The organism is Miniphocaeibacter halophilus (genome assembly GCF_016458825.1).
Lineage (GTDB): Bacteria > Bacillota > Clostridia > Tissierellales > Peptoniphilaceae > Miniphocaeibacter > Miniphocaeibacter halophilus.
The window spans coordinates 88,090-114,258 of sequence record NZ_CP066744.1 but is presented as its reverse complement, the minus strand read 5'-3'; the positions used below and the strand labels follow the sequence as shown (position 1 = coordinate 114,258).

General features: G+C 28.2%; 29 protein-coding genes and 1 pseudogene. 28 read left to right on the top strand and 2 right to left on the bottom strand.

From position 1 onward, the window contains the following. The first annotated feature begins 1 nt into the window (after position 1). From dnaB to JFY71_RS00545, 8 genes are all read left to right on the top strand, one after another. The gene (gene dnaB, locus JFY71_RS00580) at positions 2-1,357 is read left to right on the top strand and encodes a replicative DNA helicase (RefSeq protein WP_243661108.1); all 1,356 of its coding nucleotides are present in this window, start codon (positions 2-4) and stop codon (positions 1,355-1,357) included. After that, a complete protein-coding gene (locus JFY71_RS00575) occupies positions 1,347-1,973 on the top strand; it encodes a GNAT family N-acetyltransferase (RefSeq protein ID WP_243661107.1) in 627 nt (208 codons plus the stop codon). The genes dnaB and JFY71_RS00575 overlap by 11 nt, the downstream gene beginning before the upstream one ends. Next, on the top strand, positions 1,963-2,733 hold the full coding sequence (locus JFY71_RS00570) for a DnaD domain-containing protein (RefSeq protein ID WP_243661106.1): 771 nt from the start codon (positions 1,963-1,965) through the stop codon (positions 2,731-2,733). The genes JFY71_RS00575 and JFY71_RS00570 overlap by 11 nt, the downstream gene beginning before the upstream one ends. Further along, positions 2,726-3,688 (top strand): ATP-binding protein, encoded by a 963-nt coding sequence (locus JFY71_RS00565; RefSeq protein ID WP_243661105.1) that lies wholly within the window; start codon positions 2,726-2,728, stop codon positions 3,686-3,688. The genes JFY71_RS00570 and JFY71_RS00565 overlap by 8 nt, the downstream gene beginning before the upstream one ends. Positions 3,689-3,701: 13 nt before the next feature. Further along, positions 3,702-4,352 (top strand): NAD(P)H-hydrate epimerase, encoded by a 651-nt coding sequence (locus tag JFY71_RS00560; protein WP_243661104.1) that lies wholly within the window; start codon positions 3,702-3,704, stop codon positions 4,350-4,352. A gap of 45 nt (positions 4,353-4,397) precedes the next feature. After that, complete coding sequence (locus JFY71_RS00555) at positions 4,398-5,132, top strand: FadR/GntR family transcriptional regulator (protein WP_243661103.1); 735 nt, start codon at positions 4,398-4,400, stop codon at positions 5,130-5,132. A gap of 219 nt (positions 5,133-5,351) precedes the next feature. Further along, a complete protein-coding gene (ilvD, locus tag JFY71_RS00550; protein WP_243661102.1) occupies positions 5,352-7,073 on the top strand; it encodes a dihydroxy-acid dehydratase in 1,722 nt (573 codons plus the stop codon). 23 nt (positions 7,074-7,096) lie between these two features. Further along, on the top strand, positions 7,097-8,491 hold the full coding sequence (locus JFY71_RS00545) for a GntP family permease (protein WP_243661101.1): 1,395 nt from the start codon (positions 7,097-7,099) through the stop codon (positions 8,489-8,491). Positions 8,492-8,537: 46 nt separating this feature from the next. On the opposite strand, the gene JFY71_RS00540 is transcribed toward JFY71_RS00545, so the two are convergent. After that, positions 8,538-8,843, bottom strand: coding sequence for an AzlD domain-containing protein (locus JFY71_RS00540; RefSeq protein WP_243661100.1), 306 nt, complete (start codon positions 8,841-8,843; stop codon positions 8,538-8,540). Next, positions 8,836-9,549 (bottom strand): AzlC family ABC transporter permease, encoded by a 714-nt coding sequence (locus JFY71_RS00535; protein WP_243661099.1) that lies wholly within the window; start codon positions 9,547-9,549, stop codon positions 8,836-8,838. The genes JFY71_RS00540 and JFY71_RS00535 overlap by 8 nt, the downstream gene beginning before the upstream one ends. Positions 9,550-9,733: 184 nt before the next feature. Between JFY71_RS00535 and JFY71_RS00530 the strand changes: the two genes are divergently transcribed. The 20 genes and pseudogenes from JFY71_RS00530 (at position 9,734) to JFY71_RS00445 (ending at position 26,157) form a co-directional block, all read left to right on the top strand. Continuing rightward, complete coding sequence (locus JFY71_RS00530) at positions 9,734-11,359, top strand: alkaline phosphatase (RefSeq protein WP_243661098.1); 1,626 nt, start codon at positions 9,734-9,736, stop codon at positions 11,357-11,359. Between the two features lie 167 nt (positions 11,360-11,526). After that, a complete protein-coding gene (gene rlmD, locus JFY71_RS00525; RefSeq protein WP_243661097.1) occupies positions 11,527-12,843 on the top strand; it encodes a 23S rRNA (uracil(1939)-C(5))-methyltransferase RlmD in 1,317 nt (438 codons plus the stop codon). A gap of 361 nt (positions 12,844-13,204) precedes the next feature. Next, on the top strand, positions 13,205-13,750 hold the full coding sequence (locus tag JFY71_RS00520; protein WP_243661096.1) for a putative immunity protein: 546 nt from the start codon (positions 13,205-13,207) through the stop codon (positions 13,748-13,750). 286 nt (positions 13,751-14,036) lie between these two features. After that, positions 14,037-15,098, top strand: coding sequence for an alpha/beta hydrolase (locus JFY71_RS00515; protein WP_243661095.1), 1,062 nt, complete (start codon positions 14,037-14,039; stop codon positions 15,096-15,098). A 267-nt stretch (positions 15,099-15,365) separates the two neighbouring features. Further along, positions 15,366-15,551: a hypothetical protein gene (locus JFY71_RS00510; protein ID WP_243661094.1), complete on the top strand. Its 186-nt coding sequence runs from the start codon at positions 15,366-15,368 to the stop codon at positions 15,549-15,551. A 36-nt stretch (positions 15,552-15,587) separates the two neighbouring features. Further along, on the top strand, positions 15,588-15,725 hold the full coding sequence (locus JFY71_RS00505) for a DUF5131 family protein (RefSeq protein WP_243661093.1): 138 nt from the start codon (positions 15,588-15,590) through the stop codon (positions 15,723-15,725). Between the two features lie 91 nt (positions 15,726-15,816). Next, positions 15,817-16,071: pseudogene (locus JFY71_RS12150) on the top strand (DUF5131 family protein); the annotation flags it as partial. Further along, the gene (locus JFY71_RS12145; protein ID WP_420846426.1) at positions 16,071-16,304 is read left to right on the top strand and encodes a DUF5131 family protein; all 234 of its coding nucleotides are present in this window, start codon (positions 16,071-16,073) and stop codon (positions 16,302-16,304) included. The pseudogene JFY71_RS12150 and the gene JFY71_RS12145, both read left to right, overlap by 1 nt. Positions 16,305-16,420: 116 nt before the next feature. Then, on the top strand, positions 16,421-16,909 hold the full coding sequence (locus tag JFY71_RS00500) for a hypothetical protein (RefSeq protein WP_243661092.1): 489 nt from the start codon (positions 16,421-16,423) through the stop codon (positions 16,907-16,909). Between the two features lie 48 nt (positions 16,910-16,957). Further along, a complete protein-coding gene (locus JFY71_RS00495; RefSeq protein WP_243661091.1) occupies positions 16,958-17,074 on the top strand; it encodes a DUF3781 domain-containing protein in 117 nt (38 codons plus the stop codon). Between the two features lie 362 nt (positions 17,075-17,436). Further along, positions 17,437-17,649, top strand: coding sequence for a hypothetical protein (locus JFY71_RS00490; protein WP_243661090.1), 213 nt, complete (start codon positions 17,437-17,439; stop codon positions 17,647-17,649). Further along, entirely contained in the window at positions 17,639-17,998 is a 360-nt protein-coding gene (locus JFY71_RS00485) for a hypothetical protein (RefSeq protein ID WP_243661089.1), read from the top strand. The genes JFY71_RS00490 and JFY71_RS00485 overlap by 11 nt, the downstream gene beginning before the upstream one ends. 9 nt (positions 17,999-18,007) lie before the next feature. Beyond that, positions 18,008-18,388, top strand: coding sequence for a hypothetical protein (locus JFY71_RS00480; RefSeq protein WP_243661088.1), 381 nt, complete (start codon positions 18,008-18,010; stop codon positions 18,386-18,388). A 56-nt stretch (positions 18,389-18,444) separates the two neighbouring features. Beyond that, positions 18,445-19,167, top strand: coding sequence for a Cache 3/Cache 2 fusion domain-containing protein (locus JFY71_RS00475; RefSeq protein ID WP_243661087.1), 723 nt, complete (start codon positions 18,445-18,447; stop codon positions 19,165-19,167). Between the two features lie 32 nt (positions 19,168-19,199). After that, positions 19,200-19,862 (top strand): histidine phosphatase family protein, encoded by a 663-nt coding sequence (locus JFY71_RS00470; RefSeq protein WP_243661086.1) that lies wholly within the window; start codon positions 19,200-19,202, stop codon positions 19,860-19,862. A 15-nt stretch (positions 19,863-19,877) separates the two neighbouring features. Then, positions 19,878-20,558: a response regulator transcription factor gene (locus JFY71_RS00465; RefSeq protein WP_243661085.1), complete on the top strand. Its 681-nt coding sequence runs from the start codon at positions 19,878-19,880 to the stop codon at positions 20,556-20,558. Further along, a complete protein-coding gene (locus JFY71_RS00460) occupies positions 20,555-21,442 on the top strand; it encodes a sensor histidine kinase (protein WP_243661084.1) in 888 nt (295 codons plus the stop codon). The genes JFY71_RS00465 and JFY71_RS00460 overlap by 4 nt, the downstream gene beginning before the upstream one ends. A 119-nt stretch (positions 21,443-21,561) precedes the next feature. Further along, positions 21,562-22,224 carry an ABC transporter ATP-binding protein gene (locus JFY71_RS00455; protein WP_243661083.1) on the top strand — a complete coding sequence of 221 codons (663 nt, stop codon included), beginning with the start codon at positions 21,562-21,564 and terminating at the stop codon, positions 22,222-22,224. Between the two features lie 13 nt (positions 22,225-22,237). Next, positions 22,238-24,820 (top strand): ABC transporter permease, encoded by a 2,583-nt coding sequence (locus JFY71_RS00450; protein WP_243661082.1) that lies wholly within the window; start codon positions 22,238-22,240, stop codon positions 24,818-24,820. Between the two features lie 77 nt (positions 24,821-24,897). Beyond that, on the top strand, positions 24,898-26,157 hold the full coding sequence (locus tag JFY71_RS00445; protein WP_243661081.1) for a metal-dependent hydrolase family protein: 1,260 nt from the start codon (positions 24,898-24,900) through the stop codon (positions 26,155-26,157). Positions 26,158-26,169: the final 12 nt, after the last annotated feature.

The following is a 26,169-nucleotide window of genomic DNA, read 5'->3' as shown; positions in this document are numbered from 1 at the left end:
TATGGAAAATTTACCAGAAAGCAGTAGAATATTTCCACATGATTTAAATGCAGAAATGTCTGTTCTAGGATCTATGATTCTTGATAAGAATGCTATAGATACTGCAACAGGCATTTTAAAATATGATGATTTTTATGCAAACAAAAATGCTGAAATATACAAAAGCATTGTTAATCTTACAGATAAGGGAGAGGCAATAGATTTTGTAACCTTAAGTGAAGAATTAAACAAAGAAGGAAAATTAGAATTCATTGGTGGAATGCAGTATTTAATGAGTTTAACTGAATTTGTACCAGGTCCAACAAATGTTGAGGCCTATAGTAAAATAGTTAAAGAAAAAGCTGTATTACGATATTTAATTAGAACTAGCGATGAAATAATGACAAAATGCTATTCTAATAATCCGGTAAGTGAAGTATTGGAATTTGCAGAATCTTCAATTTATAGTATTAGTCAAAGTAAAAACAAGGGGGATTTAGAAAGAATAGGTAACATTTTAGAAGCAACCCTTGACCAAATTAATCAAATGAGCTTAAATGAAGGTGGATTAACAGGTATTACAACAGGTTTAATAGACTTAAACAAACATCTATCGGGTTTACAAAAATCTGATTTGATTTTACTTGCAGCAAGACCTTCAATGGGAAAAACCACACTGGCTTTAAATATGGCTTTAAGTGCAGCTTTAGATGGTAAAAATGTAGCTATATTTTCTTTGGAAATGAGTAAGCTACAATTATCCCAAAGATTTTTAAGCTCATTGTCCTTAATTGACTTACAAAAGATAATTTCAGGAACATTGGAAGAAGATGATTTTGAAATGTTGGGAAATGCAATAAGAATTATGGAAAACACACCTATTTTTGTAGATGACACATCTAGTATTTCATTAACGGAATTAAGGTCAAAATGTAGAAGACTTTCATCTAAAGAAGGTCTTGATCTAGTTCTTATTGACTATTTACAACTAATGACAGACGGTTCAGGTAGAAATGAAAATAGGCAACAGGAAATTTCTAATATTTCAAGGGGACTAAAGGGACTTGCTAAGGAGTTAAATTGTCCGGTAGTCGCATTGTCACAGCTTTCTAGGGCTGTTGAATCAAGGACGGATAAAAGACCTATGCTTTCAGATATGAGAGAGTCTGGAGCAATTGAGCAAGATGCCGACATAGTAATGATGTTATATAGGGATGATTATTACAATCCGGAAAGTGAAAGACCAAATATTGCAGATTTAATAATTGCAAAGCATAGAAATGGTCCAACAGGTACAGTACAGCTATACTTTAATAAGAAGTATACGAAATTTACAGATTTAGTATCGGAAGAAGATAGTAGTTTTTATGGAGCATAGATTACAAAATACAATAATAGAAGATAATAGCTTAGTCATAAAGAAATTAGAATTAGAAGATGCTTTAAAAATAAAATCTTGGGGAAGACATAGTAACAAATTATTTATCGACTATGATTTAGCTAAGTATAATCAAAAAGAATTAAAAATATGGTATTATAGTAAAAAATCTGGAATACGAAATAAATATTTTGCTATATATAATTACAATAATGACTTTATAGGTTATATTGGAATTAAAGATATTAATATTTTTAAGAAAAGTTCAACTTTAGGAATAGTCTTAAATCCCAGCTTTATTTCAAAAGGATATGGATATAAAGCAATGTGTATATTTTTAGACTATTATTTTAATGAAATGAATATGAAAAGAATGAATCTTGAAGTAAATGAATTTAATGAACGAGCTATTAAATTATACAAAAAATTAGGATTTAGATATGTATCTGAGTATTTAGGAATGTTTGAAAATCAAAATATTAATTTTGATGAAATCGAATATATAAAATATAGGGATAATTTTGTTGTAAATAATGGGATTATCTACTCTAAGATACATATAATGACTTTAGATTATAGGAGATATAAATTAAAGGAGCAATATAATGAAATTTAGTTTAGATACTTTTAATTTAGATTTAGGTGAAACTCCTATTGAAAATCTTTTTTTAGACTTAATGATGCCTACAGCAGATGGAGAAGCTGTTAAAGTATATTTATATCTATATAGACAGGTTTTAAAAAACGACAACAACTATGAATTTGATGAAGATGATATATCAAAGGACTTAGGAATGAGCTTAGATGACTTTAAAAAAGCTTTAGAGTATTGGCTTGAAGTAGGTATAATATCGAGGGAATTAGTTGTAGAAACAGGAAAATATAATTATAAATTCATTAGTATTAGGGAATTGCAACTAGGTTCAAAACAGTTTTATGAATATAATAGAAATGAAGAAAAGTTTTTAAATAAAAACAACAATATAGAAATGTTTGAAAAAATAGAGGATATTTTAGAATTACCACTAACGAATACAAATATTATGGATATTTTAGACCTACAAAAGACCACAAATGTTTCTTCTGATTTAATAGTAAAAGCCTTTGAGTATTCAAAAAAGAAAACCGGTAAAATGAATTTTAACTATGTTTTTGGAATAATTAGAAATTGGTACTTAGACGGAATTAGAACAGTTGAAGATTATTACAATCTTTTAGATAGTGAAAAAACTAAAAAAGCTAACATTAGAAAGAAGAGAAAATACTACAAACCAAAAAGTGGTGACGAAAATAAACTGGATATTGACTTTAAAGAGAATTCAGAGGAATTAGAATATATTAAAAATTATTTAGCACAAAGGAATAAAGATGAATGATTTTATTTATGCTGATAAAAAATTAGAAAAAATCAGACATAAGAATAATATTATACTGGAAAAAAGAAAAGCTGAAATAAATAAAAAAATACCGGAATATAGATTACTAAGTTATGAAATAAAACTTAAAAATTTAGAGCTTATTAATATTATGAAAAATGGAACTAAGGAAGAGATTTCCTTAGTTGAAAAAGATTTAGCTAATTTAAAAAACAATAGGAAGAAATTATTAGTCAATAAGGGATTTCCTACAGATTATTTAGATAAAATATACAGTTGTAATATTTGTAAAGATGAAGGGGAAATTAATGGTAAGATTTGCGTATGTAAAAGGAATATTATAAATAGAATTCGTTTTAAAAAGGCAAATATGTACCAAGCAATAGATACTGAAACCTTTGAAAATTTTGACTTTAGTCTATTTAGGGAAGAGAAAAAAGAAAATGAACAAATTTCACCAAGGGAAGTTATTCAAATATTATTTAAAAAATTTAAAGAATATTCTGAGAATTTTTCAATAAAAAGCAAATCACTATATATTAGTGGAGATGTAGGAGTAGGAAAAACATATATTTGTAATTCAATTTCAAGTGAGGTTATTAAAAGGGGATATAATGTTGTCTATATGACTGCTTCGGATTTAATGCAGCAATTAAGGGCCAATCAATATGATGCCTTTAATAGAATGGTAGAAAATAGAGAAAAATATAATCTTATAGTCCAGGCAGATCTATTAATTATAGATGACCTAGGAACAGAATATATTACAGATCAATCTGTAGCAAATCTTTTTAATTTACTAAATACTAGAATAATACAAAAAAAACCGATTATTATTTCTACAAATATAGGATTTAATGAAATAAGCAGGGTTTATGATGAAAGAATATATTCTAGGATTAAAGACTTTGAAAAATATAAAATATTAGGCGATGATTTAAGAGGTAAAAAATAGGAAAGGAGGAATTATGATTACTGTAACAGCAGAACAGATGAGAAATATTGACAAATATGCAATTGAAAAAATTGGAATTCCTTCAATTGTACTTATGGAAAATGCTAAAAATGCTATGATAAATTATATTCCATTAGATGGATACGAAAAATATATTATAGTAGCTGGCGTTGGTAATAATGGTGGAGATGCCTTAGCTATGGCTAGGGATTTAATTCTTGAAGAAAAGGAAACCTATATTTATATAGCCGGAAATCTAGAAAAAGCTAGCAAGGACTTTAAAATAAACTATAATATCCTTAAAAACATAGGTGGAAATATTATAGTTTTAGAAAACAAGGATGATTTATTAAAACTTAAGGAAAATCTTGGTGAAGATTCAATAGTTATAGATGGTATTTTTGGAACAGGTTTAAATAGTGGCATAAGGGGAATAATATTTGAAATAATAGATTTATTAAACTCTTCAAATGCCTTTATTTTTTCAATAGATATTCCAAGTGGTTTAGATGCAGATACTGGTGCTATTCACGGTACATCTGTAAATGCTGACTTAGTAGTTACATTAGGACTTATGAAAAAAGGCCTTCTTAATTATGAAGGCGAAGTAATGGTCGAAAAAATAGGTATTCCTAAACAAGCTGTAGAAGCTGTTTTGGGATAATTTTTATTATTTATAAATCTATGCCAAAAAAATTTAGAGAGGGAAGTGCGAAAGCACTTAATAAATATGAGTGAATTTTCAAAAATTAAAACTAAACTATTAGCAGAGCAAATAGAAGAGGAAATATACAACTATATAATTAAGTCCAATTTAAGTATAGGCGACAAATTGCCAAATGAATTTGAACTGGCTGAAAAATTTGGTGTAGGAAGAAGTACAATTAGAGAAGCTGTAAAATTACTAGAATCCGATGGAATATTGGAGGTTAGGAGAGGTTCAGGAACATATGTAATAAATAAGATGCCAAAGGATATTGATCCCTTAGGTCTTAGCGCCATTGAAGATAAAATGGCTTTAGCCATGGACTTGGCAGATCTTAGAATATTATTAGAACCTGGAATTGCAGAAATGGCTGCTCAAAAAGCAACAGAAGATGATATTGAAAAGTTATATGAACTATGTAAAATAATTGAAGAAAAAATTGAAAAGGATGAAAACTATATAGAAGATGATATAAATTTTCATACCTATGTAGCCAAAAGTTCTAAAAATATGGTAGTAGAACAGTTAATTCCAATTATTGATACAGCAGTAATGATGTTTGTAAATGTAACCCATAAACAATTAACAGAAGAAACCATTTTAACTCATAGGGCAGTAGTCGATGCTATTTCAGAAAGAGATACAATAGGTGCAAAAACTGCAATGATGATGCACATGACATATAACAGGAATTTAATAAAAAAACTAATGAAAAAAGAAAAAGAAAGAAAAATATAAAAATAAATTTGAAAGTGTATTTTAATCGTTTAAAGTACACTTTTTTATTGTTTATTTTTAAAATATCTATATATAAAACTTATATAAAGTATAAGAAAATAACTTTAATTTTGCAAAAGTCATATGATGACTTGATATATTTATCTAAAAATGATATATTAAAAACAAGAAACATCAGATGTCTTTAAAGAAAACGTTATGACTAAAAAGGAGGTAATTATGAAATTACACAGTCAAAAGGTTAGGGCTTTAGCTCCGGAAAACGATCCTTTGAAAATGGGAATGGGTTGGACAGTGGAAGATTTAGAGAAACCACAGATTATGGTAGAAAGCTCCTTCGGTGACAGCCACCCGGGAAGTGCTCACCTAGACAAGCTTATTGAAGAGGTAACCAGGGGAATTATTGACGAAGGCGGTAAACCTGCAAGGTATTTTGCAACTGATATTTGTGATGGAATAGCACAAGGACATGACGGAATAAATTATTCACTAGTAAGTCGTGAGATGATTGCAAATATGATAGAAATACATGGTAATTCTACAGGTTTTGATGCAGGGGTATTTATTGCAAGTTGTGACAAATCCATGCCAGGAGCTTTAATGGGCTTAGCTAGATTGGACATGCCATCAATTGTAGTAGCAGGTGGAGTTATGGACGCAGGCCCAGACTTATTAACCTTGGAACAAATTGGAATGTATTCAGCGATGGAACAAAGGGGGGAAATAACAAAAGAAAAACTTACATACTATAAACATAATGCTTGTCCTTCTTGTGGAGCATGTTCCTTTATGGGAACAGCATCAACTATGCAAATTATGGCAGAAGCATTAGGCCTTGCTTTACCAGGGTCAACACTTATGCCGGCAACATCTGATGAGTTAAAGGAACAAGCTTATTTAGCTGGAAAACAAGCTATGAAACTTGTAGAAATGAATTTAAAAGTGTCAGATATTGTTACAATGAAATCCTTTGAAAATGCAATTATGGTACATGCGGCTATATCCGGTTCAACTAATTCACTTTTACACATACCGGCAATGGCTCATGAAATGGGTTTTGAAATAGATTCAGACACATTTGACAAAATGCACAGAGGAGCTCATTATCTTTTAGATATTAGACCAGCAGGAAAATGGCCGGCTCAATTTTTCTATTATGCAGGAGGAGTTCCGGCAGTAATGGAAGAAATAAAGTCACAATTACATTTAGATGTAATGACGGTAACAGGAAAAACTCTAGGAGAAAATTTAGAAGAATTAAAGAAAAATGGATTTTATGAAAAAGCTGAAAAACACTTAGAACCTTGGAAAATTAAAAGAACAGATGTAATAAGAACTTTTGATGATCCAATAGGGAAGGATGGAACAGTTGCTATTTTAAGAGGTAACTTAGCACCTGAAGGTTCTGTAGTAAAACATTCTGCAGTACCAAAAGAAATGTTTAAGGCTGTTTTAAAAGCTAGACCTTTTGATAGTGAAGAAGAGGCTTTAGCAGCTGTATTAAAGAAGGAAATTAAACCTGGCGATGCGGTATTTATACGCTACGAAGGACCAAAAGGTTCAGGAATGCCGGAGATGTTTTATACAACAGAAGCTATTTCTTCAGATGAAGAATTAGGAAAAACAATTGCTTTAATTACAGATGGAAGGTTTTCAGGAGCATCAAAAGGACCGGCTATAGGTCATGTTTCACCGGAAGCAGCTGATGGAGGTCCAATAGCATTAGTAGAAGAAAATGATTTAATAAAAATAGATATACCAGAAAGAATTTTGGAAATAGTAGGGATTAATGGTAAGGAATTACCTAAAGAAGAAGTGGATAAGATTCTGGAGGAAAGAAGAAAAAATTGGACACCAAAAGAAGCTAAGTATAAAAAGGGAGTTTTAAAAATATATGCAGATCATGCAGTTTCACCAATGAAAGGTGGCTATATGGTTTAACCATATAGGACAAGGAGGACAACATGTTTATGAATTTGTTTTTAGCAGCAGCTGTTTCACCAGAACCTTTACAACTTGATCCTACTAGACTGGTAATAGCTGCCATAATAGGCTTATTAATATTACTAGTATTAATTATAAAATTTAAAGTTCAAGCTATGATAGCTATTTTAATAGGTGCTATATCTATAGGCTTAATAGCGGGAATGCCATTTCAAGAAATCATTAATTCTGTAAACCAAGGTATAGGAGAAACCTTAAAGGGAATTGCCTTACTTGTAGGTTTAGGTTCCATGTTTGGAGCAATACTTGAAATTTCAGGAGGGGCACAGACATTAGCCATTACCATGGTTAATAAATTTGGAGATGAAAAAGCAGCATGGGCGTTAGGAATTACGGGTTTAATTATAGCAATACCGGTATTTTTCGATGCAGGTTTAATAATTTTAATACCTCTTGCTTTCTCATTAGCTAGAAGAACAAAACGTTCATCTTTGTACTATGCAATACCTCTATTAGCAGGACTTGCTGTAGGACATGCTTTTATTCCACCAACACCAGGACCTGTTTTAGTAGCAAAGATGTTAAATGTTGAATTAGGATGGGTTATAATGATAGGTCTTTTATGTGGTACCCTAGCAATGATTTTAGCCGGTCCGATATTTGGTTCCTATGTAGGAAAGAAATATTATATTGCACCACCAAAACAATTATCATTAGATGAAGATTTTGATGAATCAAAATTGCCTAAATTTGGCACAATAGTTGGAATTATTATGATTCCTTTAGTATTAATTATATTAAATTCAATAGTAAAAATATTGGATAATGATATTGCAAATAAAATAAAGCCAGTACTTGGTTTTCTTGGAGAACCTTTTATAGCCTTGACTATTGCAGTATTAGTTGCAATGGTACTATTAGGATTTAAACATGGATACTCTAAGGAAGAATTAGAGGAAGTAATGACTAAATCCTTAGAACCAACAGGTATGATACTCTTAGTTACTGCTTGTGGTGGATCCTTAAGATATATCTTACAGAACTCAGGAATTGGTACAGTAATAGGCGATGCAGTATCATCTGCAAATTTACCAATAGTAGTAGTTGCCTTTATTATAGCAGCGCTTGTAAGGGTTTCAGTAGGTTCATCAACAGTAGCAATGACAATGGCGGCAGGGATAGTTGCTACAATGCCTGTAATAGCAACATTACCTCCAATGCAATTGGCTTGTATTACAATGGCAATTGCAGGTGGTTCCACAGCGTTTTCACATTTCAACGATTCCGGTTTTTGGCTAGTAAAGTCACTATTGAGAATTGATGAAAAAACAACTTTAAAGACATGGACAGTAATGGAAACAATAGTTGGAGTTACAGGTTTTGTAGTAGCCTTAATACTATCATTAATATTTTAAAGAAAAAAATCCATATTGGAGTTATTATCCAATATGGATTTTCTTTTTATAATAATAGGTATTCAATAATAAAAACAGTCAAGCAGGATATAATTGCAACGGTCATCATATTTAGTTTTCTATAGGATAGTATAATTGCAATAATAAATACTATAATTGCAGAGATAATTGAGCTAGTAGAATATAGTATGGCAGGAAAAATCAATACTGAAAGAGTTACATAAGGCACATAATAGAGAAAAGACTTAATAAATTTATTATTTATTTCTTTTCTTATTAAAGTTAAAGGAATAGCTCTAATTAAGTAGGTAACTATTGCCATAACTAAAATGTAAATATATAAATTATTCATGACCTTCCTCCTTTAAAGGAAATATAATTGCAAATATACTGGTTAATACAATACTTATAATTATAATGTGTATTCCGGAACTTAATTCTTTTAAATATGGAATAATCGTAAATAAAAAGCTTACAAACATAGAAATTGTAATAATAATTGCAATTTTTTCATTGTTTTTTGTAGCAGGGATAATAGCGCTTATTAACATTGCATAAAGTGCTATATTCAAGGCTGAAACAAGTGTACTTGGAAGAATATCGCCAAGAATAACACCAAAAAAAGTGCCTAAAGTCCACCCAGGTATAGCAACTGCCATCATACCATATACATAATAGGGACTTAGTGGTTGTTTAGAAGTAATTGCAAGGCTATAAATTTCATCAGTTGTACCAAATGCCATAACAGCTCTCTTAATAAAAGAAGTGTTGTGTTCAATTTTTTGTGATAAAGAACTAGACATTAATAAATATCTGGAATTTATTATAATTTGGGAAATTGCCATTTCAAAAAATGGACTGTTAGCAGCAATAATTCCAAGACCGGCAAATTGCCCCGCTGAAGTTAAATTTGTTAAGGAAATAAGAGCAGCATCAATTGCATTTAAGCCAATATGACTTGCTTGTATACCAAAAGTAAAAGATACTGTAAAATAACCTAACATAATTGGTATTCCATTGTGCATTCCCATTTTGAAAAAAGTTTTATTACGACTCATTTTTCACCTCATATCATTAAATTATATCATAGAAAAAATCTTCTAGTAATTCTAAAAAAATATGTCTGGTTATTATTTTACTTTAAATTTACAAAGAGACTTTTATTTAAATACTTTTTACATGGATTAAATATATTTCTAATAATTCCCACTTATAATAAAAATAGAAATATGAGGAGGAATTATGAAGAAAAAAATTATAAGTTTATTATTGGTAATTGGTCTATTGTTTACCGGATGTAAGAATACAACATCAAAATCAAGTGAAAAAGTGGTTTTAGACAATGAAAAAGAACTGGCTAAAAATGTGATAATGATTATACCTGACGGAATGAGCGTAGATGTCTTAGCCCTAGCAAGATGGTACAATGGTGGCAAAGAATTAAACGTAGATTCTTTGGCAAATGGTTTAGTTAGAACATATTCCGGAAATGCAGCAATAACCGATTCAGCAGCAGCAAGTACAGCTTTAGCAACTGGAAATAAATCTGAAAATGGAAGAATAGGAGTTCTAGGGGAAGAATATACAATGCCTGGAATTGAAAAAGTCGCAGAAGAAGACAAATCAAAACCTGTTGCATCTGTATTAGAAGGTGCTAAACTACAAGGTAAAGCTACAGGATTAGTAGCAACTTGTGAAATAATGCATGCAACACCTGCAGGTTATTCCTCTCATAGCTTAGATAGAAATGATTATAATACCATAGGAGAACAACAAGTTTATCAAAATATGGATGTAGTCATATCTGGAGGAAGTAAATTCCTGTCACCAGAAGAAAGAGAAGACAAAGAGGATTTAAAGAAGATTATAAATGAAAAAGACTATAACTATGTTGAAAGTAAAGAAGAATTAGAAAAAGTTAAAGAAGGAAAAGTTTGGGCTATGTTAGCTGAAACTGCTTTACCTTATGATATGGATAAAAACGAAGACGATATATCTTTAGCTGAAATGACTAGTAAGGCAATAGAATTATTATCAAAAGATGAAGATGGATTTTTCTTAATGGTAGAAGCTAGTAAAATAGACTGGGCTGCTCATGCAAATGATCCAATAGGCATAATCTCTGATGCATTAGCCTATGATGAGGCAGTAGGTGTTGCCTTGGATTATGCAGAGGAAAACAAAGAAACTGTAGTAATTTCAGTTACGGACCACGCTAATAGTGGTATTACATTAGGAAATAGAACAGATGAAAGAAAAAACATATCGGAATATATGGAGCCTTTATCAAAAGCAAAATTAACAGGTGAAGGTGTAGAAAATAAACTAAAGGAAAATCCCGAAAAAATAGAAGAAACAATAGCTGAATATTTTGGTATAACAGATTTATCTGAAGAAGAAATAGCCGAAATAGAGAAGGCGGAAGAAGGAACATTAAATGCTATAATTGGACCAATGATAGCTGAAAGATCAGGAATAGGGTTTACTAGTGGTAATCATACGGGTGGAGAAGTACCTTTGTTTATATATACACCTGAAAAAGTAGAAAAACTATCTGGAACAATAGAAAACACCGACATACCAAAATATATTGCAAAAGTATTTGGCTTTGATTTAAAAGAAGTTACAGACACTCTTTTTGTTAACGCAAAAGAGGAATTTGAAAAAATAGGTGCAAAAATTAATATAAATACTTCCGATGAAAACAATCCGGTCTTAGAAGTAACAAAAGACAATACAAAAATTGAATTTCCTGAAAATAAAAATATTGCTATAAAAGATGGAAAAACAATAGAACTAACAGGAGTAACAGTTTATAATGGAAAAGATTTTTATTTATCTAAAGATGCAATTGAATTAGTAAAATAAAAATCAATCCTTAATAATAATTCATACAATGTCACCACATAAATAAGAGAGATAATTTAATTATCTCTCTTATTTATGTACATGGCCATTAAGATTTAAAAGGTAGGATTTTAATATGATATAATTACAATACTAATTTAAAGGAAGTTAAAAATTTAGAGGTAAAAATGAAAGTAGAAAATTTAGAAATAATAGACATAACAGAACAAGGTCAAGGTGTAGCTAAAAAAGACAATTTAGTTTACTTTGTAGAAGATGTAGTAGTTGGTGAAACAGTAGATATTGAGGTAATAGAAAAAAAGAAAAATTTTTTCATTGGAAAGAAAATAAGAACTTTAAAAAATAGTCCATATTATATTGAGTCAAATTGTAAATATTCAAAAGAATGTACAGGTTGCTCATTGTTAAATACAAAATATAGCAAGCAGTTAGAATTAAAAAAAGAATTAGTAAAAAATCAAATTTCAAGAATTGGTAATTTTAATATAGAAAATATTAACATAAGAGGACTTGAAGAGCCTTATTACTTTAGAAATAAAATAGAGTTAAAAGTAGATGAAAATTATAAAATTGGATATTATATAAAAAAATCTCATAAATTAGTCCCAATAGAAGAATGCTTGGTAGCAAGTAAAACAATAAACAATATAATGGATAGACTATTGGAATTAATTAAAAAATATAAAATTAAAGGCTATAATCGTAATAAAAATACAGGAATAATAAAAAATATTACAATACGAAGTAACTACCTAGATGAAATTCAGCTAACAATAACCCTTTCTAAAGATAAATTTGAAAATAAAGAGGAATTTATAGATGAAATATTTAAAATTGATGAAGTAATAGAACTATATTTTTCCATTAATAATAAGAAAAATAGCGAAGTAATGGGAGAAAAAGTAAAACAATATTTTTCTAAAAAAGAATTTATAGATAAAGTGGGAGAATTAAAATTTAAAATATCTCCTAAATCATTTTTTCAAGTAAATAGTTTAAACACTAAGAACCTATACGATATAGCACTAAAACAAATGAAATTAGAAGGAAGAGAAAATATATTGGATTTGTACTGTGGAATTGGAACAACAACACTGTATTTTGGTAAAAATGCAAAAACAGCAATAGGTGTTGAAATAGTAGAAGACGCAGTAAAAGATGCAAACATCAATAAAAAATTAAACAAGATAAATAATGTAGAATTTGTATTAGGTAAAAGTGAAGAAAAAATAGAAAAACTTTTAAATAATAACATAGATATAGTAATAGTTGACCCACCAAGAAAGGGACTGGACAAAAAACTAGTGGATATATTAGGAAGGTCTAAAATAAAAAAACTTGAATATATCTCCTGTAACCCGGCAACCTTGTCGAGGGATTTAAAATACTTGCAGGAATATGGATTTAAATTACAGGAAATAGAACTGTGCGATATGTTTCCACATACCATGCATGTTGAAGCCCTAGCCCTTCTTACGAAGTAAGAGGTGGCAGGTCTCATACAAAAAATCTCCAAGAAATCTAGTAGAACGAAGATTGATTGGTAAGATTAGACTGTTGAAGCCGTAACACTACTTGTGAAGGAGTGAAACGACTGAAGAAGTAGATGTACATCTGCAGATAGTTCTGCTCAATAACTAAAGTACTTGAAGAACCAGTTGCATCAGACCTACTAATAAATTTTGTAAGAAGATTTTAGTTAGGTCTAGATCATGCAAAGACTTCCCAAGAGCAAAGCAATTGTCAAGAAGTTGACTGTTGGAGCTGAACACTACTTACAAAGTAAACAGCTATAATATAATTATGAGAATTTAAGTAATTTGTAAATATAAAGGGAAGAGAAAAATGCTAATTGAAGAGTATGCTTGGAATCTCCATGAACAAGATTTAAAGCTAAAAAATGGTAATTTATACAGTGCTTCTAAAATTAAGCTAAAAGATGATAAATTATTACGCAATAAATTAATGATTATTTTAGAAGAAATAACACAATTTCAATTGGTTATTTGGGCAATCAACATTTCCATGCCCTTGTTGAAATATCTTGATAATAATTTACAAAATGACCCTAGAATAGAAAAGGCACTAGATATTTTAACACAACGATTAAAGGACCAACTAAAAGTAAGTGTATTAAGAAATGTTGGATTTGAAATTAATAGGTTGTCAAAAGAATCAACTTCAGAAATTAGCAAAATCGCTGCTAAATGTTTTTCACAAGCAATTGCTGTGGGACATATGAGAGGACATGCTCTTGTTTCAAGTGACTATTGTATAAATTTAGCTAATCTGTTAAATAAATCACCTACAGTAGAAAGACAAGGACAAATAGATATTGCAAAGAAAGTTATTGGGAATAAAAGTAATGAACTTTTATGGACTGTTGATTAGTAGGTAAGCGTATAGCTTTTATTTATATAAGATTAAAATAAGATATATGGAAACATTAAATAGGAAAATATGAATATAAATTTATAAAAGTTAAAAAATATAAAAACATAATATAAGGTGAATCAGAAAATGGTTGGAGATTTAAATAAGTAGTGGTACTGCTTAATAAAAATTGGTGTCTTTGATACATTTGGATATGAAATAATATTTGAGAGAGAAGTAAAATAAAAAGGCTAAACTTTAATGATATTTAGTCTTTAACTAGTATAGAGGAAGGGTGAATAAATTGAATTTAAGAACAAAATATTATAAAGTAAAATCTTTTGATGGGTATAATCTAAATTGCAAATTTGATTATCCTGAAAATTTTGACACTATAGCTATATTTTGCCATGGAAGTGGACCTAATACATATGATAATCGAAGATTAATAAATGGAATTGAATTCAATTACTATGATTTATTTTCTAAAGAGTTTAATAAAAAAGGCATTGCTTTTTGTAGATGGAATACTAGAGGATGTAAGCCTTCAGATATTCCACCGGATTTTATAGAGATAGATGATGAAAAATATAAAAGTTATTTACCGAGTAGTTCAATAGAGGACGTTGTAGAAGTTATAAGATTTTTTCGCAAAACTAGTGAATATAAGGAGAAAAGAATAATCTTAATAGGAATTAGTGAAGGTGCAACTATTATACCATTTTCAGCTAAAAATATTCAGGATGAAATAGATGCCTTGTTATTGTTAAGTTTTTCTTATGATAATTTAAAAGAAACAATTGAATGGCAATTAAGTGGTGGTAGTTCTATGGTAAACATGCTAAAATGGTTTGATTATTCTTTAAAGGGATATATTACTGAAGAAGATTTTAAGTTAGATAAATATGGTGTGAGAAAAACTGTTTTGAAAGATGTAGATTTTTTAGACTTAGATGTAAACAGAGATGGTAAACTAACATCTGATGACTATGCTCTGATGCTAAAGGATTATAAAATAGAATTATTTAGAGCAATTGAAGAAGAAGATGATGAATGGTTAAAAGAAAATTATAGTGTTTATTTGACTTCAAGATGGTTTAAGGAACATTTCGATTTACCGTCAATTTCTGATGTTATGCTATTTTTAAATATACCTATCTATATATTTCAAGGAGCTGATGATGCAAACATACCAATTACAGATGTAGACAAAATTCAGAAAGATTTTAAGAATAATCATAAATCAAATTTAAAATTATTTATTTTTGAAGAACATGATCATGATCTGAACTATTTATGGTACCCACTATACAATAAAATTTCTAGTGGACTACAGAAAGTATTTGAAGTGGCTTCAAGTTTATAATTATTTTCAAATTTTAAGGCTTTTAATTTTATTAGAAAGTCAAATTATAAGTTTAGGTGAATATATATTTAAAAATATAAAAGGATTTAATAAATGAAAAAACATAAAAATATTAGTGAGCAATGCTCGTTTTTATTTAACTAATTGTATTATTTAACGACAGAAAGACATATAATATATAGTAATAATAAGGATTATATATTTTGCTGTGATTTTTTTAATAAGGTTTAAAAATTACATTATTTTATAGTAAAGGGAGTATTGTAAATGAAAAAATTTCTATATATTGGAATGACTATGTTAATTTTAATGATAGTATATATTTTTGTTGGATTAAGTCATCCTGAATACTCTTTGCCTTTTAGTCTTATTTTAACCTATATATTATATTTTATTTATATTGTTATTATGATAATGATGTTTATATTATATTTTAAAAATAGAAATAAGTAGTTTTAGTACTTTTAATTTATTTAGGTGGTGTTGAGTATGGCAATGTGGAATCCTTGGAGAGGTTGTAAAAAATATAGTGAAGGTTGTAAATTTTGCTATATTCATAAGGGTGATTTTAAAAGAAATATTAATACAAATGAGATTGTTAAAACCAATAGAAAAATTTTAAAATGATAACTATAAACTTAAGTCCGGAAGGGTATACTTATGTTTTTCAACAGATTTTTTAATTGAAGAAGCAGATAATTGAAGAAAAGAGTGTTGGAAAATTATTAAGGACCGTTCAAACTTAAGTTTTTTATTTTTAACTAAAAGAATAGACAGATTTTTAGCTTGCATTCCGGATGATTGGCAAAATGGTTATGATAATGTTACTGTTTGTTCTACTATTGAAAATCAACTTACGGCAGATTATAGGCTGTCCATTTTTAAAAATCTACCAATAAAATATAAATGTATTACTGCCCAGCCCTTACTTGAGGAAATTAATATAGAAGAATATCTGGATAATATAAGGTAGTGGTTGTTGGTGGAGAGTCAGACTATAAGGCAAGACCTCTTAACTACAGTTGGGTACTTAATATTAGGGACCAATCTATTAGGAAAAATACAAGTTTTGAGTTCAGACAATATGGTACAAATTTTATAAAAGATGGAAAAATGTATAAACTACAGACTAAAATATTAGCTTCACAGGCTAGAAAGGCGTATATAAATTATTATAAAAAAATGAAAAGTGGGAAGACTTTATAAAGTTAAAAAAATATTTTGACAAGCTTGTTGGATTTGATATTTATAAATTATTAGATATTAAATTTTAGACATATTATAATAAGTCTTAATTGAAAAACTTAACAACAGGGGATAGTATGAAATTTCATATATTTAATACAAATAGGGAACAATTACTAAAAGAACTTAAATCTAGGAATATAAAGTTAAATAAATATGCTGAAATACTTCTTAGTAGAGATGAGTTTAATAGAATAGACGAAATGAAATTGAATATAATAGAGACATCTTTAAATGAACTTAATATAAAAGAGCCTACAAATTTGAAAGCGGTCTATATGGAAGCAAAGCAAAAGGGACTAGGATTATTACCTTTAGTTGTAGCACCCTTTATAAGACTAGGATACAAAGACCAAAATAGTAGTTTAAACAATGTTTTATCGGGGCAGAAGAAATCTCCAGACGGAGCGATTAATATAGCAACACCTATTTTATCTCAAGATGACTATTATCCAAAGGGATTTTACATAAGAAAGGTAGAAAATGACCTTTGGCTTAGGGGGTACATTTGTGATGATATGCATTTGTTTCAATTAGAAGACAGATTTATTTTTGCAGTTAAATAATTTAATATATCTGAAATTTGTAAAACAAAGAAGAAACAGGCGGGATTTATGGATTATAAAAATGATTTAATTAAAAGTATAATTAAATTACATACAACAAAATTAGGCAAAGAAAGGGCTAAAAAGAACCTTTCATTAGAAACTAATAATATAGTAACTTGGTGAAGGAAACAAATAATAAATCCCAATTCTTTAATTTCAAGAAAGGGGAAAAATTGGTATATAGCTTAAAGATAATTTTATAATTACTGTAAATGCAAGTAGCCATACTATTATTACAGCTGACAGGAAAGATAAGCCTATTTAGAGTTTATCTTTTTTATTTGGAAACAAACATCTATAATTAATTATGTTTAATTAAAATAATTTAATATTGATTAAAATTTTTAAATCCTTTAATATAAAAGAATAGGCTATTATTATTACGACAATGTTTTAACAATTTATTTCAAAATAATTAAAAGGAGGTAGTTACCAAAAATATAAGAATTATTAATTTTTTATTATTTACCTTTGGTAACAAAATTATGAATAACAATTTTTTAAATAAAAAAAGGACACGGCTCTTAGGCTTGTTTGCTTTTATTGCAACAGGTGGCGGTTTAATTGTTTCAACTGCCATTAATGAAAAAAACATTTATAAAACGGAAATTTTAATAATTTTTGGATGTTTTTTTGCCATTAGTCTAGTAGACCACTTTAAACAGCTTATTGAAAAGGATGATGAAAATGAAAATTAAGAAAAAAAGTATATATGTTTTTATTTGTTCATTTGTTGGGGTAACGTTAACATGGTTTATTAATCATAAAATGGGTTATGGAGCAGTAATAGCCAATGGTTTAGTAGGGGTTATGGCAGCTACTTTTCTCCCAAATGATTTAGCCGGGATAACGTATACTTCTTCATTTGTTGGAATGAGTTCTCTGTCTGTAATACCATCGTTTGCAGCAGCTTTTTTAGGCAGTATTATAGTTGGAATAATTTTTTTAATTACTGCAGAAATATATGCCGGAATAGGTGGCAAGGGAGGAACTACAGCTGCTTTATCGACAATTATTACAAAAACAATAATTAATTTTTTTAGTTAGGAGGACAATATGGAAGAGGTTATTATTTTAATAGTATCGATTATTGCAGGTATTGCAACTTATATTGTTTCAAATATTTTAAATAGAGGTCCGGTAATTGCTTCAGCTATTATAACTTTAGCTTCAGGACTTATGCTTCCCTATTTTTTCCCGATTATAGGCGATGTTCTAGCAACAGCGGCAGCTTGTTCTTCTTATGCCGGAATGATATCTGTTGAAAATGCATTGAATCCATTAGAAATGGCTGTAATATCGTTATTAACGGGCATATTATTCATAGCTGCTAGCAGTGCTTATGTAGGTATTGGTGGAAGACTAGGAACTATAGCTGCTATATCGTGTTTTGCTTGGCTAGGTTTTAAGAAGGTATTTGTTGGGTTAGATAAATAGTTTTAAGGTAAACCTTTGCTAAAAATATAATTTTTAAATTAAAAGGGGAGGGATTTATGAAAATAAATAAAGTAAAGCTAATAGCATACTGTGGAATGGTTGCTCTATTAGCTAGTTTAATTTTAGGCTTATTAGGTTATTCTAATAATACAAACGAAATAGATAATATTAAAAATCAACTATTAAAAATGCATGTGGAAAATAATATTAATTTAACTATGAAATATATTAAAAACTCTTATGGTACCTTAACTCAAGGAGATGAAACTCTACTTGATGCCAATGGTAATAGTATTGAAGGAGAATTTGGTGTAGTAGATAGTGTATTAGAGGATTTAGGCGACAAATCCACTATTTTTGTTAGAGTTAATGATGACTTTAAAAGAATTTCAACTAATATTATGGACGATGGTAATGAAAGAGCAACAGATACCTACTTAGGAAGAGACCATAATGCATATGAAACTGTAATTAAAGGTAATTTATATACTGGTGAGGCTGAAATACTAGGGGAAAATTATTATACTGCCTATGAGCCTATAAAAGACATTAACAATAATGTAATAGGATTGTTATTTGTTGGTATGCCAACAGAAGATTTAGATAAAGTAATTAATTCACATGATACAAAAATGGGTAATATTAATATTTTAATAATTGTTTTTAGAGCTATTGCATTAGGTTCTCTAATAGTTTTAGTCGGTGCATCGGTTTTTGAAACAAAGGATGATAAGAAAAAAATTAGTAGTAAAAAAGACAAGTCCAATAAATTAGAATAGAAAAATCAATTTTAAATATATAGGGAAATATAATGATAAAAGAAAGAAAAGAAATAATTAATAGTATAAAAAATAAAAAAATATATCTTTTAAGGCATGGCGAAACTAAATGGAATAGGGAAGGTCGTTGTCAGGGAATATTAGATTCTCCCTTAACAGATAGGGGAAGAGAACAAGTTAGAAGAAATGGGATCTTACTAAGAAAATATATTTCCAATATAAAAAAAGAAGATATACAAATGTATTCCAGCCCCCTAGGCAGAACTAAAGAAAGTTCAGAAATTATCTTAAATGAATTAAAGTGGAAAGTAGTAGATGTAATTTATGACAGTAATTTACAGGAAGGTAATTTAGGTTCTTGGGCTGGGAAAACCAAGGAAGAGATTTCTAAGGAAAACAATGTTGATTTTACAAATTTAGGTTGGTATTTTAACTCTCCTAATGGTGAAAGTTATAAGGATATAGAAAAACGTTGTTCTAAATGGCTAAGTAGCATTTCCAATATAGCTAAAGATAATATAATCTTAATGACCCATGGCTTAGTTAGTATTGTTCTAAGAGGACTTATCTTAGACTTGGATTTTAAGGAAGCTATTCAATTAAAGGTTCCGCAAAAGGGATTTTATTTTATTAACAATGGAATTATAAATTTTATTACAGAAGAATATGATGAGTTTGATTCATATTCATTTTAACTAGGTGAGGAAATAATGGATACAATTTTAATTGTTGAAGATGATTTGAAATTAAATGATGGTATAAGACTGGCGTTGAAAAATGAAAACTATAATTTTATTCAATGCTATAGTGTTGAATCTGCAAAAAATGAATTAAACTCAAAGGATATTGAATTAATTTTATTAGATATTAATTTACCTGATGGAGATGGGCTTGAATTTTTAAAGGAGATAAGATTGGTTTCAAACATTCCTATTATCTTAATTACAGCAAATAATATGGAAATAGATATAGTAACCGGGCTTGAACTAGGTGCCAATGATTATATTACAAAACCATTTAGCCTTATGGTGTTAAGAGCAAGAGTTGATGTTTGGTTAAGGCAGAATAAAAATAATTTCAGTTCGATTTATAAATCTGAAGACTATTATTTTGATTTTAGAAAAATGATTTTTAATGTAGGAAACAATTTAATTGAATTAAGTAAAAATGAACAGAAATTATTAAAAATACTTATAGACAATAAAAACAAAGTGGTATTAAGGGAGAGGTTAATAGACGAAATTTGGGATGGGGATTTAGAATATGTAGATAGTCATGCCTTAACTGTTATAGTGAAAAGGCTTAGAGATAAAATCGAAATAAGTCCCAAGCACCCTTTAAATATTAAAACAGTATATGGAATAGGATATACTTGGTCGGAGAAAAAATGAAAATATATTTACTTATAATTTTAGTAGGTTTATTAACTATATTGTTGATGTATTTATACTTTAAAAAAAGAGAAAATCAATTAATAGATAATTTACAAAATATGATAGAATTAGCTGAGAAAGATAATTATTCTTTTGTTAAATTTGATGAAAGTAAATTGTCAGTATTAGAAAATTCCATGAAACATTATTTAATTGGCAATAGGATAAAACTTAATAGTATCCTCAAACAAAAGGAAAGCTATGAAACTTTAATTTCAGATATTTCTCACCAAAGTATTACACCAATTTCAAATATTATTTTATATTCTGAATTATTACAAGAAAATCATAAGCTAGAAGAAATAGATGCTATAAAAAACCAAGTAGAAAAATTACATTTTTTAATTGAATCATTAATTAGTTTATCTCGTTTGGAGACAGGCATTATAACTATAAATCCTAAAAAGGAAAATATTAAGTTTTTGTTGCAAAAACTGGAAAATCAATTTAAGCCTAAAATACTAGAAAAAGGAATAAATTTTGAACTAGAAAACAAATCAATATACGCCAAATTTGATTTTAAATGGACAGAAGAGGCTATTGGAAATATTGTTGAAAATGCTATTAAGTATACAGATTATGGTGGTAAAATTACTATTTCAATTGAAGAATATCAATTTTTTGCAAGAATAGATATAAAGGATACGGGAATAGGAATAAAAGAAAAAGAATTAAATAAAATCTTTAAAAGATTTTTTAGGTCAAACGATGTAAATGGTACTGAAGGAGTAGGGTTAGGTTTATATTTAACTAGAAAAATTATTAATATGGAAGGGGGCTATTTAAAAGTAGAGTCTAAAAAAAGTGTAGGAACAAATTTTTCGGTGTTTCTACCTATTTAAATATATCAATATTGATATATTTAGGATATTAATTTGAAACATTTATATGATAAAGTCTATATTGAAATATTCAATATAGATTTTTTTTAATTATTTTTAATAAAATGAGGTAAATTAATATGGAAATTGTAAAGGCAAAAGAATTAAAAAAGATATATGGAAAAGGGGAAACTTCTGTTTGTGCTTTAAATGGAGTGAATTTAACAGTAAATAAAGGAGAGTTTTTAGCTATTGTAGGAACCAGTGGTTCTGGAAAGTCGACATTATTAAATATTTTAGGTGGATTAGATAATCCAACGGAAGGGACAATAATAGTAGATGAAAAGAATTTAAGTAAATTAAATGATGAGGAATTGACGATTTTTAGACGAAGAAATATCGGATTTGTATTTCAAAAATTCAACTTAATACCTATGCTAACAGTTTGGGAAAATATTATACTACCTATAAAGTTAGACGGAAGAAAGTTAGATGAAGAATATATTAAAAATATAATTAAAACTTTAGGTATAGAGGATAAGCTGGATAGTTTACCAAATACTTTATCAGGTGGACAACAACAAAGAGTTGCAATAGCTAGAGCTTTATCGACAAAACCGGCGATTATTTTAGCTGATGAACCAACAGGAAACTTAGATTCAAGAACAAGTCAAAGTGTGATGGGCTTATTAAAAGTAACTAGTAGAGAGTTTAATCAAACAACAGTAATTATTACTCATAATGAAGAAATAGCTCAACTTGCCGATAGAATTTTAAGGTTGGAAGATGGCGTAATCCTTTAAAAAGAGGTAGGAAATGGTAAAAATAAAAAACAAAGAAAGTATTTTATTATTAACTAATAGATTTATAAAATCATATAAGAAGAATTCCTTATCGTTAATATTAGGGATGTCTTTAATAATCACTTTAATAGTAAGTTTAACAACAATGTTATATACAAATCATAGACTTGAATCAATACAAAATCAGTTTATATATACAAATATGGACTATGAAATTAAAAATCTATCAATGGAACAGATAAAAGAATTACAAGAAAATAAAACAATTGAAAATTTAGGAATAGAAAAATACTTATCTACTATAAAAACAAAAAACAATCAAGCAGCTGTAATTATATCTGCTAATACAGATTCTATTTTAAAGGTTTCAAAATTAATTGAAGGGAAAATGCCTAAAAACAAAAATGAAATTGTAGCTGAGAAATGGACATTATTAAATTTAGGAATAAACCCTATAGTTGGAACAGAATTTAGTTTTCCAATTAAACCAGGTAATGTAAACAATAAATATAAAATAGTTGGAATATTAAATGATATGCCATTAAATAAGATGGGGGGTGCTATAATTCTATATACTAACTTAGTATACGATGATTCCAAGGAATATTTAGTACATTTGAAATTTAAAGAAAATATAAATATAGAAAAAGAAATAGAAAAAATAGAAAATGAATTAGAAATTCCAAATAAAAATATAGTAAAAAATCCTTGGCTTGAAAACAAAGAGGAATTAATAATAGCGAATATAAAGTTAAATGCTTTGTTGTTATTAATTGGTGGACTAATTGTGTTTGGAATATATAGAATATCATTAATAAAAAGAGAAAAACAATTTGGTATGTTAAGAGCTATTGGAGTAACTAAAAAACAAGTAAAGAAGATAATGATATTGGAATTATTAAAACTTTATTTTTATAGTATACCAATAGGAATAATAATTGGATTTTTAAGTGTAAAAATAATAACTAATTTTTCAAATGATGAAAATTTAAAAATATTTTTTTGGGGGAAATTAGAGAAGTTTAATATTATATATCCAATAAATGAAATTATTATAAGTATTTTAATGTTTTTTATAGTTCTTGTTTTTGTAGGAGTAATTGGAAGTAGGGGAATAAATGGAGTATCTATAATAAAAAATATTACAGGACATGGGAATACCGGTAAGGACAAATTTAGTTTAGTAAATATAACTGGAGAAGAAAATAAAAACCTATTATTAAAAAAACTAAGTATGAAGTATATATTTACTAATGTTAAAACTTCTTTTATTGTGATTTTGTCTTTAATAATAGGAGGAACCTTATTTTATGGCTTAGCATATAAATCCTATATAATTGAAGAAATAAATAATATACAAACTAGAACTAATTTCTATAATAGTGATTATTTATTAACTGCCTATGATGACATGGATATAGGTAAGGGGATTTCAGAATTAACATTAAATAATATTAAAAATATTGATGGAATACAAAGCATAGAAACTCAAATTGCTTTGCCAATTAAAGTAGTTGATAATAATGAAAGTAGAAATAAAGAATATTTAAATAATCAAGAAAAAATAGTAAATTCCCATTATGGTTTTTCACTTAGAGGAAAAGATAAGTTTGAAAATTTATATCATACTAAATTAAAGGGCTATAATGATAATGCTTTGGAAAAATTGAAAAAATATATTGTAGAAGGCAATATTGATAATAATAACTTGAAGGAAAATGAGATAATAATTGCAATGCCAAGAACTAGTAGCTATGGAAAATCTAAGGGAGCTGTTGGTTATTTTAAAAATGGACTAACAATTATAGACTATAAAGTTGGAGATACAATTACAATTAAATATACAGATATTAATAATATAAATTCTGAAAGATATTGGAATTTCTCAGATATCAATAACAAATATATGGAAAAGGATTATAAAATTTCAGCAATAGTATATTATCCTTATATGAAGTCAGTATCTTTGTTGGAACAAGTTTACCCCCTGCTTATAACTAGTGAAGAAAATATAAGAAAAATAGTTAATAATCCTACATATTTAACAATTAACGTAAATAGGAATGTACTTTCAAGTAAGACAAATGATAGATTGATTGAAGAAAAATTAATAGAATTAGCAGTTGAAAATGGAGAAGTTACAGCTAGGAGTTTAATTGAAGAAAAAGAAAAAATTGACACTATGTATAAAAAGGAATTAATTTATATTTATGGAATAGCCGTTGTAACATTTATTTTAGTTTTACTAAACTTAACTAATAACTTAAAGTACAGAATTCAAATTAGAAGGGAAGATTTTTATATTTATAAAGCTATAGGTATGGAAATAGATAGTTTAAAGAAAATTATATATTTTGAGAATATGATTTTTAGTATATTGTCATTATTCTTTATAGTAATTTTTTCTAAGATTGTTTCAAAATTTTTATATTATGAGGCAGAATTATATTTATACGGAATAGAATATAGATATAATTATCCGATAATTATAATTTTAGCTATGTTTACATTAATGATATCCTTTATAATTTCATATTTTCTAAATAAAAACTTAAAGAATGTTAATATAATAGAAAAACTTAGTATAATAGAATAACTAATATATTTATGGAATATTTCATAAAAACAATTTACAATAATACTATATTAAATTATTCTAACAGGGGTTGAAATATGAAATACGCTTTAATAAATGGAAAAATTATAGATGGAAGAGGATCAATTCCCATTGAAAAAGGTACTTTAATAATAGAAAACAAGAAAATTGTTTATGTAGGTAAGTATAAGGAAGTGTCTGGAGATTATAGGATAATAGATTGTAGTAATAAAGTAATTATGCCGGGGATTATTGATACTCATTTGCATTTTTCCGGAAATTTAACTGACAATGATTCTAATTGGGTACTGGAACCTATTATGCAAAAGGCTGTTGTAGCAGTGGAGCAAGCAAAGGAAACCTTGTTAGGTGGAGTTACAACAGTTGGTGAAATTGGTTTTATAGGTCTTAATATTAGGGATATGGTTGAACAAGGAGTAATGGAAGGTCCAAGAATTGTTGGAACAGGCAGAGGTTTTTGTAGAACTTGTGGACATGGGGATTCCCATAAGTTACCTTATGAATACAACAATGTAAGTCATCCTTGGGCAGAGAGAGTAGACGGACCTTGGGATTTAAGGAAAGCAGTGAGAATGCGTTTAAGAGATAATCCTGATGCAATAAAAATATGGTCAACAGGCGGTGGAATTTGGCGTTGGGATAAAAAACTTGACCCTCACTATACAATGGAGGAGATTCAAGCTGTTGTTGATGAATGTAAAATGGTTGGTATTCCGGTTTGGAGTCATGCTGAAGGCTTTGAAGGTGCTTTAAATTCAGCAAAAGCAGGGGTTCATTTAATTATTCATGGACAGACTTTAAACGATGAATGTTTAGGTATAATGGCAGAAAAGGGCATTTATTTTTGTCCAACTATTCAATTTTTACAAGAATGGTTTAAAACTTATGAACCACCGTATATACCACAAATTCATGATAAATACGAAGGAAGTACTGTAGAAGAAAAAGAACTGCAAAGAGTTTATGAAAATTTAAGGAAAGCTGCAAAAAAAGGCATAGGATTAACTATTGGTTCAGATTCCTTTTGTTCTTCCTTAACTCCTTATGGAAAAACAGCTATTGGTGAAATTTATTCCTTTGTGGAAAAGGCAAAATTGTCTATTATGGATACAATTGTAGCTGCGACAAAAACCGGTGCAGAAATGTTAAAAGTAGATAATATTACAGGTACATTAGAAGAGGGGAAATCAGCTGATTTGTTGATTTTAAACAAGGATCCACTAGAAAATATAAGAAACTTAAGTGCGAACTCTATGGAATATATTTTTAAAGAAGGTAAAATTATTAAGGAAAACTTTAATATTAATATAATTTAAAAATGACTAAAG